12 protein-coding genes are annotated in these 13,389 nt (G+C 65.5%); 4 read left to right on the forward strand and 8 right to left on the reverse strand.

The window, feature by feature from the left end:
• The first annotated feature begins 32 nt into the window (after window positions 1-32).
• The gene (locus tag NRG23_RS06125) at window positions 33-716 is read left to right on the forward strand and encodes a phytanoyl-CoA dioxygenase family protein (protein ID WP_257374016.1); all 684 of its coding nucleotides are present in this window, start codon (window positions 33-35) and stop codon (window positions 714-716) included.
• Between the two features lie 5 nt (window positions 717-721).
• On the opposite strand, the gene NRG23_RS06130 is transcribed toward NRG23_RS06125, so the two are convergent.
• Window positions 722-1,096, reverse strand: coding sequence for a tautomerase family protein (locus NRG23_RS06130; RefSeq protein ID WP_009048563.1), 375 nt, complete (start codon window positions 1,094-1,096; stop codon window positions 722-724).
• Between the two features lie 6 nt (window positions 1,097-1,102).
• Complete coding sequence (locus NRG23_RS06135) at window positions 1,103-1,432, reverse strand: carboxymuconolactone decarboxylase family protein (protein ID WP_036985561.1); 330 nt, start codon at window positions 1,430-1,432, stop codon at window positions 1,103-1,105.
• Between the two features lie 109 nt (window positions 1,433-1,541).
• Between NRG23_RS06135 and NRG23_RS06140 the strand changes: the two genes are divergently transcribed.
• From NRG23_RS06140 to NRG23_RS06150, 3 genes are all read left to right on the forward strand, one after another.
• Window positions 1,542-2,417: a LysR substrate-binding domain-containing protein gene (locus NRG23_RS06140; RefSeq protein ID WP_257374017.1), complete on the forward strand. Its 876-nt coding sequence runs from the start codon at window positions 1,542-1,544 to the stop codon at window positions 2,415-2,417.
• A 304-nt stretch (window positions 2,418-2,721) separates the two neighbouring features.
• The gene (locus tag NRG23_RS06145) at window positions 2,722-3,783 is read left to right on the forward strand and encodes an aromatic ring-hydroxylating dioxygenase subunit alpha (RefSeq protein WP_257374018.1); all 1,062 of its coding nucleotides are present in this window, start codon (window positions 2,722-2,724) and stop codon (window positions 3,781-3,783) included.
• Between the two features lie 108 nt (window positions 3,784-3,891).
• Window positions 3,892-4,842, forward strand: coding sequence for a PDR/VanB family oxidoreductase (locus tag NRG23_RS06150; RefSeq protein ID WP_257374019.1), 951 nt, complete (start codon window positions 3,892-3,894; stop codon window positions 4,840-4,842).
• Between the two features lie 6 nt (window positions 4,843-4,848).
• On the opposite strand, the gene NRG23_RS06155 is transcribed toward NRG23_RS06150, so the two are convergent.
• The 6 genes from NRG23_RS06155 to mdlC all read right to left on the reverse strand — a co-directional run bounded on the left by NRG23_RS06155 (window position 4,849) and on the right by mdlC (window position 13,320).
• Window positions 4,849-5,562 (reverse strand): GntR family transcriptional regulator, encoded by a 714-nt coding sequence (locus tag NRG23_RS06155; protein ID WP_009048558.1) that lies wholly within the window; start codon window positions 5,560-5,562, stop codon window positions 4,849-4,851.
• Window positions 5,563-6,324: 762 nt separating this feature from the next.
• On the reverse strand, window positions 6,325-7,578 hold the full coding sequence (locus tag NRG23_RS06160; protein ID WP_257374021.1) for an OprD family porin: 1,254 nt from the start codon (window positions 7,576-7,578) through the stop codon (window positions 6,325-6,327).
• Between the two features lie 131 nt (window positions 7,579-7,709).
• The gene (locus NRG23_RS06165; protein WP_257374022.1) at window positions 7,710-9,185 is read right to left on the reverse strand and encodes an aldehyde dehydrogenase family protein; all 1,476 of its coding nucleotides are present in this window, start codon (window positions 9,183-9,185) and stop codon (window positions 7,710-7,712) included.
• 75 nt (window positions 9,186-9,260) lie between these two features.
• Window positions 9,261-10,199, reverse strand: a complete 939-nt coding sequence (locus tag NRG23_RS06170) for a ketopantoate reductase family protein (protein WP_257374023.1) — start codon at window positions 10,197-10,199, stop codon at window positions 9,261-9,263.
• Window positions 10,200-10,208: 9 nt separating this feature from the next.
• Window positions 10,209-11,642, reverse strand: a complete 1,434-nt coding sequence (locus NRG23_RS06175; protein WP_103331354.1) for an MFS transporter — start codon at window positions 11,640-11,642, stop codon at window positions 10,209-10,211.
• 91 nt (window positions 11,643-11,733) lie between these two features.
• Window positions 11,734-13,320, reverse strand: a complete 1,587-nt coding sequence (gene mdlC, locus NRG23_RS06180) for a benzoylformate decarboxylase (protein ID WP_124301442.1) — start codon at window positions 13,318-13,320, stop codon at window positions 11,734-11,736.
• Window positions 13,321-13,389 lie beyond the last annotated feature (69 nt).

Here is a 13,389-nt window from a genome sequence, read left to right on the forward strand (position 1 = left end):
GACGCATTGCTGATAAGGAAATCGAGAAAACCATGACTGACCGCGAGCAACTCCATCGACAGGGTTACGTGCTGCTGCGCCAGGCGATCCCGGCCGAGTGGCTGGATGACCTGCGGGCCGCGTTCGATGCGGGCGTGCTGTCGTCGAACCAATGGCCCGTGCCCCGTGGCATGGACTGGCGCCATTCGCTGCTGGACGCCGATTCGAAGGTCCAGGCGGTGTGTCGCCTGCCGCAGGTGCTGGCGGTGGTGGGTGAGTTGATTGGGGAACGCTTCTTTCTCTCCCAGGTGGAAGGGCGCGAGCCCCTGGCCGGTGGCGGCCATCAGCAGCTGCACCGCGACCTGTCAGCCCAACGGCCAGGCGACATAGCCAACGCCCTGGCTTTTTTCGACGACTACGGCCCCGAGAACGGCGCCACCCGCATCGTCCCCGGCAGCCATCGTCCCGATCCGGCAGCGCCGCCATTCGACTTCAGCGACGAGTCGCGGTCCGTGCAGCTTTCAGGCGCCGCCGGCGACATCCTGGTGTTCGATGTCGATCTGCTGCATGCCGGCAGCCTGAACGCGAGCGGCGCACGCCGGCGCTCGCTCCTGATCAGCTATTTTTCCGAGTCTCTGTACCCATCGCACCTGAAAACCCTGGGCCTGCGAAATATCCGCATGGACACGAGCGAGCGCTTCGATCCGTTGGATAGGGCTGATACCAGAAACGCATAGGCAGGCTAATTGCCCCGCCCACCGCCAAACGACCAGTCCTCTGCCTCGGTGGTGGTAATCACCACCATCACATCCTCGGCATCGATGCCCGGCGCCCGGCCCAGCCGCTCGACCAGGTCGCGATAGAAACGCCGTTTGGTCTCGACCGATCGAGGGCGGCCGGCGGTGATCGCGATCAGCACAAAGTCATGGCTGCGCGGGCCGCCCAGATAATCGCGGTCGAATATCAGCTCGCCCGCTTCATGTTGGTGAATGATCTGGAAGCGGTCCGCCAGCGGCACTTCGAAACGCTCGACCAGCGCCTCGTGCAGCCCCTGCGACAAGGCCTGCAGGTACTCGGCGGACTTTCCGCGGTGCAAGGAAATACGGGCAAAGGGCATAAAGGCTTACTCCTGCAAACCGAGGCTGGAACCCTGTAGATCGCTGAGCACCTTCAGCGCCGAGGCGGCTGTCGGCCAGCCGGAATAGAACGCCAGATGGGTGATCACCTCAGCCAACTCGTCGCGCCCCAGGCCGTTGTCCAGCGCCCGCTGCAGATGAAACGGCAGTTGCTCCAGGCGGTACAACGCCACCAGCGCCGCCACCGTCACCAGGCTGCGTTCCCGAGCCGACAGCTGGGTACGCTGCCAGATATCGCTGAACAGTACGTCCCTGGTCAGGTCGGCAAATTTTTGCGCGTACTCAGGCTCTCGCCCCTGCCCCATCGCTGTATCCATGATGCTTCCTCGTTGAATAACCCAATGACGGGAGAAAAATATCAACTCGAAACCATCCCGAATATTGGATTTAATGGAAGCCACAATCCCGAATCAGTGGACTATTCGAATGCGCCGTCCGACCTTCGATCTCGATGTACTGCGTACCTTTGTCACCGGCGTGGAGTTCAACAGCTTCGCCAAGGCGGCGGATCGGCTCGGCCGCTCGACCTCCGCGGTGAGCGCCCAGCTCAAGAAACTCGAGGAGCAGATCGGCACGCCGGTACTGGCCAGGTCCGGTCGAGGGCTGGCCCTGACGCCCACCGGCGAGTCGCTGCTCAGCCATGCCCGCCGGCTCCTGGAACTGAACGACAGCATTTTCCAGACCCTGCATGAACAGCAGACCGCCGGGACGATACGCCTGGGGTTGCAGGAGGACTTTGGCGAGCACTTTCTCAGCGATATCCTCCGGCGCTTCGTCAAGACCTACCCACGGGTGAATCTCGAAGTCAGGATCGCGCGCAATGCCGAACTGCTTGCCCTGATCGACAGCGACGGCCTGGACCTGGCGCTGGCCTGGGACACGGGGCAGCCATCGCCCCATGCCACCCGCCTGGGCGAAACCCAGATGCACTGGATCGGCGCGCGCGACATGCCGCCGCTGCCGGCGGACTCGCCACTGCCGCTGATCCTGTTCGATGCCCCGTGCGTGCTGCGCAGTGCCGCCACCCAGGCCCTGGACGAGGCGCATATTCCCTGGCGGATCGCCCTGACCAGCCCCAGCGTCGCCGGCATCTGGGCGGCCGTGGCGGCCGGGCTGGGGCTGACCTTGCGCACCCGCATCGGGCTGCCGAGCCATCTCGCCCTCATGCCCGGTTTACCCGCGGTACCGACCCTGGGTTATGTGCTTCACCGCGGCGGCAAGGACCTTACGCCGGCCACCCGGCAATTGGCCGAGTTGATCCAGGCCAACCTGGAAGAGCAGGCGTTCGGCTTCCCCCCATGAAGTAACCAAGGCCTGCCCCCCAGCGATTTCCCCCCAAGAGATGCCGCCGCATGAGCGGCTTCCCGCTCGACAGTTCGGGTCGACGAACGTCGACATCCCCCACCTTCATCGCTGACGTTCTTTCCATTGGGAGTGTTTTACAACACTTACAAATGGATCCATTAAAAACGAAGACCACAACTTGAAGTCCGATAATCGCCCATAAATCCACCTAAAATCGCGCCTTTATCGTTGACACTCAAACACCGCCGCCCCTCTAATGGATCCATTAAATAAAAACAATCACTCGCCTGGAGAGCCTTCCATGTACCCAAAGAACACTTGGTACGTTGCCTGCACCCCCGATGAAATCGCCGACAAGCCCCTGGGGCGGCAGATCTGCGGGGAGAAGATGGTGTTTTATCGTGGCCTGGAGGGCCGGGTCGCGGCGGTCGAGGACTTCTGCCCCCATCGCGGTGCGCCGCTGTCGCTGGGTTATGTGGAAAACGGCAACCTGGTGTGCGGTTATCACGGCCTGGTGATGGGCTGCGATGGCAAGACCGTGGAAATGCCCGGGCAACGGGTGCGCGGCTTCCCCTGCAACAAGACCTTTGCCGTGGTCGAGCGCTACGGCTTTATCTGGGTCTGGCCCGGCGACCAGGCGCTGGCCGACCCGGCGCTGATCCATCATCTGGAATGGGCGGTCAGCGATGAGTGGGCCTACGGTGGCGGGCTGTTCCACATCCAGTGCGACTACCGCCTGATGATCGACAACCTGATGGACCTGACCCACGAAACCTATGTCCACGCCTCCAGCATCGGCCAGAAGGAAATCGACGAGGCGCCGCCGACCACCAGGGTCGAAGGCAACGAAGTAGTCACCGCGCGGCATATGGAAAACATCATGGCCCCGCCGTTCTGGCGCATGGCCCTGCGCGGCAACGGCCTGGCCGACGACGTGCCGGTGGACCGCTGGCAGATCTGCCGCTTCACCCCGCCCAGCCATGTGCTGATCGAAGTCGGCGTGGCCCATGCCGGCCAAGGCGGCTATGACGCGCCGGCGCAGTCCAAGGCGTCGAGCATAGTGGTGGATTTCATCACCCCGGAAAGCGACACCTCGATCTGGTATTTCTGGGGCATGGCGCGCAACTTCAACCCGAAGGACGAGGCGCTGACCGCGAACATTCGCGAAGGCCAGGGCAAGATTTTCAGCGAAGACCTGGAGATGCTCGAACGCCAGCAACAGAACCTGCTCGCCCATCCCACGCGCAACCTGCTCAAGCTGAATATCGACGCCGGCGGCGTGCAGTCGCGGCGGGTGCTGGAGCGCCTGATCGCCCAGGAACGCGCCGGCGAAGCGCAGCTGATCGCCACGGCCACGGCCTGATCCTGCGCGGCATTTCACCGGTGCCGCGCCCTGCCCTTTACCCAGCCTTTTACCCAACAAAAGAAACAGAAGTGACCGCCACGGGCGGCAGCACTCGGAGGACCGACGATGAACGATGTGGTGGTGGTATCCCGTAACGACGAAGCCCAGGACATCTGCAGCTACGAGCTGGCCAGTGCCGATGACAGCCCGCTGCCGGCCTTCAGCGCCGGCGCGCATATCGATGTGCACCTGCCCGGCGGCTTGATCCGCCAATACTCCCTGTGCAACCACCCCGAAGAACGCCATCGCTACCTGATCGGCGTGTTCAAGGACCCGGCCTCACGGGGCGGCTCGCTGGCCATGCACGAGCAGATCCACCCCGGCACACGGCTGACTATCAGCGAGCCGCGCAATCTGTTTCCGTTGGCCCATGAAGCCCGGCGCAGCCTGCTGTTCGCCGGCGGCATCGGCATCACCCCGATCCTGTGCATGGCCGAACGCCTGGCCCACAGCGGCGCGGATTTCGAGCTGCACTACTGCGCCCGTTCGCGGGAGCGCGCAGCCTTTGTCCAGCGTCTATGCAGCTCGCCTTTTGCCGACCGGGTGTTCCTGCATTTCGACCAGGAACCCGAGACAACGCTGGACGCAGCCAAGGTCCTGGCCACGCCGCGCAACGACGTTCATCTATATGTGTGTGGTCCCGGCGGCTTTATGCAGCACGTGTTGGACACGGCCAAGGCTGCGGGCTGGCAGGAGCCCTGCCTGCATCGCGAGTACTTCGCCGCCACCCCCGTCGACACCCGCGCCGATGGCAGTTTCTCGGTAAAGGTCGCCAGCAGCGGCCAGGTCTTTGCGGTGCCAGCGGACAAGAGCGTGGTGCAGGTCCTGGAGAGCCATGGCATCGACATTGCCATGTCCTGCGAGCAAGGGATTTGCGGCACCTGCCTGACCCGGGTGCTGGAGGGGGTGCCGGAGCACCGCGACCTGTTCCTCACCGAGGACGAACAGGCGCGCAACGACCAGTTCACCCCCTGCTGCTCGCGCTCGAAAACGCCGCTGCTGGTGCTGGATATCTGAAGGGATTCAGGCGGGGCGGAGAATCACCTTCATCCGCTCGTCCGCCGCCGCGCTGCTGAAGATCTCGGCATAGCGCAGGGTGGCGTTGGCGTGCTCGCGCATGATCGCCTCGGCCCGCGCGCCCTGGCGATTGACCAGGGCATCGAACACCGAATGGTGCTGCATATGGGCGTAGTTGAAGCGCCGGTATTCGCGGGCCATGTCCTGGCGATCCACCGCCAGCGCGGTCACCGAGGCGAACGGCAGATGATCGTTGCGCGCCAGGGCATCGGCGATCGCCGGGTTGTGGCTGCCTTCGACAATCACCTGGTGAAAACGCATGTTGAGGTCGTGATAGACCTCCAGGTCGTCCTCGGTCACATAACCCTTGGCGAACAACTGGTCGCCCTGGGCCAGGCACAACTCAAGGGCCGCCCGCGCCTCCTGCGACAAACCGCGCTCGGCGGTCTGGCGCGCCGCCAGCCCCTCGAGCACACCCCGCACCTCGACCGCGCCGGCGATGTCCTCGGCACTCACCGAACGCACCTGGAACCCACGCCCGCCAAACCGCACCAGCAGGCCTTCCTGCTCCAAGGTACGAAACGCCATGCGCACCGGCATCCGCGACACCCCGAACAACTCCGCCGTCGGAATCTCCATCAACCGCTCCCCCGCCGCCAGCTCGCCCGAGGCGATCATCTTGCGCAGCGCGACCAGCACCAATTGACCGGGCTTACTCATCCAGGCAACTTCCAGAAAACGTGGGCCGCCATAGTACCGCAAGCCTTGCGTTGGCGGCATGCGGATACCGGAGTGCCGATGATAGCGACCTCACCAACACCATCGCGGGCAAGCCTCGCTCCTACAGAAGATGCGCGACCTACTGCCTCACAGTACACGCCCCCCCTGTAGCCGCTGCCGAAGGCTGCGATAAGGCCGCAGGCCTTCCCTCAAGATCCTGCGCCCCCTTCGGGGTCGATCGCAGCCTCGCAGGCTCGGCAGCGGCTACAGGGAGCGACTCAGCCCCAGGCCGGCCGGCAGGCCGCCGTCTTGCTTTTGATCTGAAAGCCCCGTTAACCACGATGGCCGAACGCAGGCATTGAGCCGTGGGTAACCCGGCAGGGATGCCGGGTTAGCCGCCCCAGGCCATGGATGGCCTGTGGCGGCGGCCCACGGATCAATGCCGGAGTGAGGGTATACCGAGCCTAGGCGAGGCACCGAGTGGTGGGGCAAGAGCGTTTTGCTTACTTTTGCGCTTTTCAAAAGTGAGCCGCCGTAAGGGCGGAACCCTAAGCCGCCGTTACCGCAGGAATGGATATGTACACCGTCCAAAAAATGCAGCGCCAGCACGGACGCCATCGCGGGCAAGCCTCGCTCCTACAGAAGCCTGCAAACGTGCCTGCCATGACATGTACGCCATCAAAACGGCAGCGCCAAAACAGACATCATCGTGGACAATCGAGCGTCGACCGGCCGCGCCTACCCGCGACGGAGCTGGAAGGTTCAGAACGACAACGGATAGCTGACAATCACCCGAGTCTGATCAAAGTCGCTGTTAAAGCTGCGCCGATTGGTAGCGTTATTCACCCGCACACTGAGATTCTTCAGACTCCCACTCTGAAAGGTATACCCCACCTCCGTATCCCGCTCCCACTCCTTGCCATTGCTCCCGGCCTTGGTCGTGGCATTCTCGCCATGCCCATAGCGCACCATGGCCAACAACCCCGGCACGCCCATGGCGGCAAAGTTGTAGTCATAACGCACCTGCCAGGAACGCTCGTCGGCATTGCTGAAGTTGCCGTTGAACATGTCGTTGCCCAGGGTCCGGCCGCTGCTGCCATACACCGACATCCACGGGCTGTCGCCACTGACCTTCTGCAAGCCCAGGTACAGGGTATGCCCGGCGGTGGAGGCCGAGAGCAAGGCATAGGCGGTGCGGCTCTGGATCTCGCCGATACGCGCCTGGCCGTCATCCTTGTCGATGAAATAGCCGAGGTTCGCCCCCAGCACCCAGTCGCCCACCGGCTGCTTGTGCAGCAGGTTGAAGTAGCTCTGCTGATAGATGTCTTCCAGCTGCGCATGCCAGGCACCGATCAAGGTGCGCTGCTGGTTGAAGCGGTACTCGGCGCCGGCATAGGTGAAGCCGTCGGAGGTCACCCCGGGCGCGGCCCAGGCCGAGAGGTCCTGCATGTCCGAGGAGTTGCGCAGGCTCACCGAACGGTACTGCCCGGCCTGCAACCCCAGCCCGGCGATTTCCCGCGAATCGAGCATCGCCCCACGGAAGGTCTGCGGCAGCAGCCGACCATCGTCGTAGCGCAGCAGCGGAATGTCCGGCAGCAATTCGCCGACTTTCAGTTCAGTGGCGGAAATGCGCATTTTCGCCGCCACGCCAGCGCGACCATAGTTGTCCGCCGCGCGCCCGTCGCCATGCACCGGCAGCAGCTCGGAACCACTGGTGCCACGCCCACTGTCGAGCTTGACGCCGAACATGGCGATGCCGTCCAGGCCGAACCCGACAACACCCGGGGTGTAGCCGGAATTGAACTTGAGGATAAAACCCTGGGCCCATTCCTCGACCTTGCTCTTGGCCGCCCCCGGGTCGCGAAAATCCCGATTGAAGTAATAGTTGCGCAGCACCAGGTCAGTCTTGGCGTCTTTGAAAAAGCCGCCTTCTTCGGCCCAGGCCGGCAGGCCCGTGCCCAGTGCCAATGAAGCCGCGGCCAGCGAGCGCGCGAGGATGCAGTGAGGGGTGTTCATTATTATTGTTCTCCGCTTTGCATAGGCGCAGCCGTTCCCCGACAGGCCGCTCCAGGCCCGCCTCCTATCGGCTGCAAAAATGCCCGGTCTGTCTTGTGGCAAAGACCGGGCGATATCGTCAGCTCAACGCATCAGAAGGGATAACGACGCGCCGAGTGCTGCACGCTGATCCAGTGATCGCGAGTGAATTCGTCGATCGCCCAGTCGCCGTTGAAGCGCCCGAGCCCCGAGTTCTTTTCCCCACCGAAGGGCGCGTTGGCCTCGTCGTTCACCGGGATATCGTTGATATGGGTCATGCCCGCGCGAATCTGCCGGGCGAAGCTCACCCCGCGCTCCAGGTTGCGAGTGAACACCGCGCTGGACAGGCCGAATTCGCTGGCGTTGGCCAGTTCCAGGGCGTGGGCCTCGTCCCGCGCGCGCAGCAGCCCCACCAGCGGGCCGAAGATTTCATTGCGCGCCAGGTCCATGTCGACCTTGACCTCGCCGTAGACATGAGGCGCCAGCAGGTTGCCCTGGGCCCCGCCCTCGTAGAGCGGCTCGGCGCCTTCGCGGCGGGCCAGTTCGATCTTCTCCCGTAGGCCCTGCAACTGCCGCTCATTGATCACCGGGCCGATGACCGTCTCGATCGATTGCGGATCGCCGACCTTGAGCCCCTTGACCCGCTCGACGAAGCGCTCGGCAAAGGCGTCGTAGAGACTGTCGTCGACAATGATCCGGTTGACCGCCATGCAGATCTGCCCCTGGTGCAGGAACTTGCCGAACACCGCCGCGTTCACCGCCTGCTCGAGATCGGCGTCGGCCAGGACCACGAACGGGCTGTTGCCGCCCAGCTCCAGGGCCACATGCTTGAGGTGCGCGCCGCCGCTGGCGATACGGCCGATGCCACGACCCACCGGGGTCGAACCGGTGAAGGTGATCAGCGAGGGAATCGGATGCTCGACAAAGGCATCGCCGATCTCGCTGCCCGCCCCCACCACCACGCTGAGCACGCCCGCCGGCAGGCCGGCCTCCTCGAAGATCTTCGCCAGCAGCAGGCCGCCGCACACCGGCGTATCGCTGGCCGGCTTGACCACCACCGCGTTGCCCAGGGCCAGCGCCGGGGCGATGGAGCGCTGGGTCAGGTGCAGCGGGAAGTTCCACGGACTGATGACCCCGACCACCCCCAGGGCGCTGCGATAGACCCGGCTCTCCTTGCCCGGCACATCGGACTCGAGAATACGGCCATGGACCCGCGCCGGGAACGACGCCGACTCCAGGGCGATGGCCCGCGCCGCGCCCCACTCCAATTGCGCCTTGAGCCGGGTACTGCCGGACTCGCGAATGATCCAGTCGACGATTTCCTCGCGGCGCCGGTCGAACACCGCCACCACCTGATGCAATACCGCCGCCCGCGCCGACGGCCCGAGCGCCGCCCATTGCGGCTGCACCACGGCGGCCTTGGCATAGGCGGCATCCAGGTCCGCGCGGTTGGCCTGGGCCACTTCCAGCAACAGCGCGCCGTCGAACGGGTTGCTCACCGCCAGGGTTTTACCGGCGGCGCCGGCGCGCCATTCTCCGGCGATGGGCTGCAGGTGCAGATCGCTGTAGACAGCTGGGGACTCACTCATGACAAAACTCCTCGAAGGCAGGACTCACAGGAAAAATGGGCTCGTGACTCAGGGCGCCGAACCGGGTTTGCGTGACTATTCATGACCACCTCCAGTGGCCGCCCGCGCCTCGATCAGGCGCAGCAGCCCCAGCAGGGTTTCGGTGTGCGGCACGGCGATGCCGGCCTGGCGCGCCCTGGCCAGGACCTCGCCGTTGATCGCGCCGATTTCCGTGGGCCGCCCGGCCAGCACGTCTTGCAGCATCGACGGCTTGTGCGTCCGGTGGTGGGCGATGGCATAAGCCACAGTCTCCAGGCAGTGCTGCGCATCCGTTGCCACCCCCACCGACTGCGCGACGCTGAGCACCTCCAGCACGATGGCCCGGGCCAGCGCCACGCCTTCCGGCGCGGCATCCAGTTGCCCCACCGTGCAACCGGTGACGGCGCACAGGCTGTTCAAGGCCGCGTTGAACGCCACCTTCTCCCAGATCGAAGTCCAGACCTGCGGGTCCACCGCGCATTGCAGCCCCGCCGCCTCCAGCACCGCAGCCACCTGGTTGCTGGCCTGGCGTTCGACACCCTCCAGCGACATCAGCCGGACCACGCCCTGGCCATGGGAGCGAACATGGGCCGGCCCGGCCATGTCGGCGGGCCAGGTGGTCATGCCGATCATCACCCGCTGCGGGGCGACATGGCGGCACAGCGCTTCGGCGTTGCCCAGGCCGTTCTGCAAAGTCAGCACCCGCGTGTGCTCGCCGATATGGCCGGCAATACTGCGCAGCGCACTGTCGGTGTGCTGGGCCTTGGTGAAGACCAGCAGCAGGTCAGGCTGGCCCGTTACCTGCTCTGGCCGGCAGGCGCTCAGGCCGCCGATGCGTCGGTCGCCGCTGTCGGTCTCCAGGCGCAATCCCTGGCGGCGGATCGCCTCCAGGTGCGTGTCGTTGATGTCCAGCAGCGTGACCTGCTGCCCGCTTTCCGCCAGCAGGCCGCCAAACAGCGAGCCCATGGCGCCTGCTCCGAGAATGCTGATGTTCATCGAACCTCCTTATGGCTGTGAGGGTTGATCGGCAAGGTGCTGCTTGTCGGCCCGGGCTGATCCAGGCACCCGCCGGGGAATATGGCGGCGCACCAGCACCAGGGCGATCAGCGCCAAGACCATCACCGTTCCGAGCAACGTCAGGTAAGCGTGGGCGCCGCCCTGGGTGATCACCGTGGCGCCGACGAAGGCGCTGAGGATCGCGCCCATGCGCCCGAAGGCCAGGGCCGATGCGGTGCCGGTGGCGCGCACGGCGGTGGGATAGATAAAGGCGCACAGCGCATAGAGGGTGGACTGCACGGCGTTGACGAACAGGCCGTGTACACCAAAGCCGAAGATCAGCAGGCTGGTGTTCTGGTCGACGTCCACCGCCTGCATGGCGAAGGCGCTGGCCGCGCCACCGGCGCAGCAGATCAGCAGCGGCCAGAACGAACCCCAGCGGGTCATGGCCACCGCACAGACCAGCGCGCCGATCACCCCGCCCAGGTTGTAGGCGGTAAGGCCCGAACTGGCCAGCGCCAGCGGCAAGCCTTCGGCCAGGAGCATGGTCGGCAGCCAGCTGAAGGCGCTGTAGACAGCGGTCAGGCACATGAAAAACGCCACCCAGACCGCCACGGTATCGCGCCCGTAACCCGGGGCGAACAAGGCACGGAAGCCGCCCTGCTGCTCGCTCTTCTGCTCCAGCGCATCGGTGTAGCGCACGCCCTCGGGCATGGGTCGGCCCATGCGTCCCAGCAGCGCGGTCAACTCGCCCCAACGCTGCGGCCGGCGCGCCAGGAAACGCGGCGACTCCGGCAAGGTCGCCAGCAGCAACAGGCCCAGGACGATGGGCAGGCTGCCGCCGATAAAGAACAAGGTGCGCCAGCCATACAGCGGCAGTACGTGGGAGGCGAACAGCCCCGCCAGCATCCCGCCCAGGGGCACACAGACGATGGTCGCCGTGACCGCCAGGGTGCGGCGGCGCGCCGGGGTGAATTCGGCGGTCATGGTGGTGGCGCTGGGCAAGGCACCACCGATGCCCAGCCCGGCGATAAAGCGCAGCGCCGCCACGGTCAGCGCATCCGGCGAGAGGCCGATGGCGCAGGTCGCGGTGCCGAACAGGATCACGCTGGCGATGACCGCCATGCGCCGGCCGAAACGGTCGGCGAACAGCCCGGCGCAGGCACTGCCGATGCCCATGCCGATCAGCCCGGCGGCCACCGCGGGGGCGAAGGCCTCGCGGGTGATCCCCCATTCCTTGATCATCAGCGGTATGGCGAAACCGATGAGCTGACCGTCGAAACCGTCCATCACGATCGACAGCGCGGCCAGCAACACCACGATCTTCTGCATCCCGGTGTAGGGCCCGTCATCGAGCAAGGTGCCGATATCGGCACTGCCGGCAACAGGCCGCGATTGCCGGGGCGTCCCCTCCATCACTTCACTGACCGAAGTCGTGTTCATAGCCACCTCTTTTTATTGTTGTGGTGAGTGTGCGCAAGGCGCGGTTGGCATTGCCGGGCCTGCAGCCCGGCGCAAGCTCAGTCCTTGAGAATCAGGGTTCGATGGTCAGGGTCGGCACCTCGATCAATACCGGGCGATTGCCGGCCAGGGCCGCGCTGAAGGCGGCGGCGAACTCGGCGCGGGTCGCCGCATGCTGCGCCTGCACGCCGTAGCCCTGGGCGATGGCGCAGAAGTCCAGGCCCGGCACGTCCAGCCCCGGTGCATCGCTGACCTGCAGCACATCGGCGAACCAGCGCAGCGCGCCGTAGGTGCCGTTCTTGAGGATGATGAACACCACCGGGATGCCGTACTGCGCGGCGGTCCACAGCGCGGTGATGCCGTAGTTGGCCGAGCCGTCGCCGATGATCGCCACCACCCGCCGCCCGGGCGTCGCCAGTTGCACGCCGACCGCGGCCGGCAAGCCGAAGCCCAGACCGCCGGCGGCAGGAAAGAAGTAACTGCCGGGCTCGCTCATCTCCACCCGCTGCCAGAACGCGCCGACGGTGGAGGTGGATTCCTTGACGTAGATCGCGTCCCGCGGCGCCAACTGGTCGATCAGGTCGAACACCGTTTCCGGGCGCAGCAGGCCGCCCTCCTCGCGCACCGGCGCCGGCAGCGGCAAGGCGCTCGGCAGCGGCCGTTCGCTCTGTGGCAGCACGTTGACCAGGGCTTCGAGGGTCAGGGCGATGTCGCCCACCAGCGCATCACCCATGGGCGCCCGCGCCGCCTCGCCCGGATCGCAAGTCAGGTGCACCAGTTCACAGTTCGCCGGCAGGTAATCGCCCGGGGCGTATTGGTGGTAGCGGAACACCGGGGCGCCCACCACCAGGATCAGGTCGTGCTCGGCCAGGCAGCGGCTGATCCCGGCGATGGCCGCCGGCAGCACGCCACGGAAGCACGGATGACGGGTGGGGAACGGGCAACGCGAAGCGGAAGGCGCGACCCAGGCCGGCATCCGCAGTTTTTCCGCCAGCTGCACCGCCAGGCCGTTGCTGCCACTGCCGTCGACATCCGGGCCGAGCACCAGCACCGGACTGCGTGCCGCCGCCAGGCGCTCGGCCAGCGCTTGCAGTTGCGCCGCCGAAGGCAGGCCGGCGTTGGCCACCTGGCGCCGCGCCAGATGCTCGACCCCGGCCGGCGCCGCGCAGGCCCAGTCGTCATAGGGAATCGACACATACACCGGCCCGCGTGGCGCCAGGCTGGCCATATGGATCGCCTGGCTCAGGGTGCGCGGCACGTCCTGGGCCGAGGCCGGCTCGTGGCTCCACTTGACCAGGGGCTTGGGCAGTTGCGCCGCATCGACGTTGGCCAGCATCGCTTCCACGCCGACCATCGAGCGCACCTGCTGCCCGGCGGTGATCACCAGCGGGCTGTGGGAGTACCAGGCATTGGTCAGCGCGCCCATGCCGTTGCCGGTACCGGCGGCGGCATGCAGGTTGACGAAGGTCGGCTTGCCAGTGGCCAGGGCATAACCGTCGGCCATGCCGACCACCGCGCCTTCGTGCAGGCCGAGGATGTAGCGGAAGTCCTCGGGAAAGCCCTTGAGAAACGGCAGCTCGTTGGAGCCAGGATTGCCGAAGATGGTGGTCAGGCCTTGCTCGCGAAGAATCTCGTAGGACGCAGAGTGAACGGTTTTCATAAGGACCCTTGTTATTGGATTTCGGGTTACTCTTGCAGCCGCTACAAAATTGATCAAATCGATACTATC

This window comes from Pseudomonas sp. T8, from assembly GCF_024610635.1.
Lineage (GTDB): Bacteria > Pseudomonadota > Gammaproteobacteria > Pseudomonadales > Pseudomonadaceae > Aquipseudomonas > Aquipseudomonas chlororaphis_I.

What these genes read in the sequence shown, in the direction of transcription:
- NRG23_RS06125 (WP_257374016.1), top strand. Translation starts at nt 33, where the DNA reads ATGACTGACCGCGAGCAACTCCATCGACAGGGTTACGTGCTGCTGCGC.
- NRG23_RS06130 (WP_009048563.1), bottom strand. Translation starts at nt 1,096, where the DNA reads ATGCCCTTTGCCCGTATTTCCTTGCACCGCGGAAAGTCCGCCGAGTAC.
- NRG23_RS06135 (WP_036985561.1), bottom strand. Translation starts at nt 1,432, where the DNA reads ATGGATACAGCGATGGGGCAGGGGCGAGAGCCTGAGTACGCGCAAAAA.
- NRG23_RS06140 (WP_257374017.1), top strand. Translation starts at nt 1,542, where the DNA reads ATGCGCCGTCCGACCTTCGATCTCGATGTACTGCGTACCTTTGTCACC.
- NRG23_RS06145 (WP_257374018.1), top strand. Translation starts at nt 2,722, where the DNA reads ATGTACCCAAAGAACACTTGGTACGTTGCCTGCACCCCCGATGAAATC.
- NRG23_RS06150 (WP_257374019.1), top strand. Translation starts at nt 3,892, where the DNA reads ATGAACGATGTGGTGGTGGTATCCCGTAACGACGAAGCCCAGGACATC.
- NRG23_RS06155 (WP_009048558.1), bottom strand. Translation starts at nt 5,562, where the DNA reads ATGAGTAAGCCCGGTCAATTGGTGCTGGTCGCGCTGCGCAAGATGATC.
- NRG23_RS06160 (WP_257374021.1), bottom strand. Translation starts at nt 7,578, where the DNA reads ATGAACACCCCTCACTGCATCCTCGCGCGCTCGCTGGCCGCGGCTTCA.
- NRG23_RS06165 (WP_257374022.1), bottom strand. Translation starts at nt 9,185, where the DNA reads ATGAGTGAGTCCCCAGCTGTCTACAGCGATCTGCACCTGCAGCCCATC.
- NRG23_RS06170 (WP_257374023.1), bottom strand. Translation starts at nt 10,199, where the DNA reads ATGAACATCAGCATTCTCGGAGCAGGCGCCATGGGCTCGCTGTTTGGC.
- NRG23_RS06175 (WP_103331354.1), bottom strand. Translation starts at nt 11,642, where the DNA reads ATGAACACGACTTCGGTCAGTGAAGTGATGGAGGGGACGCCCCGGCAA.
- mdlC (WP_124301442.1), bottom strand. Translation starts at nt 13,320, where the DNA reads ATGAAAACCGTTCACTCTGCGTCCTACGAGATTCTTCGCGAGCAAGGC.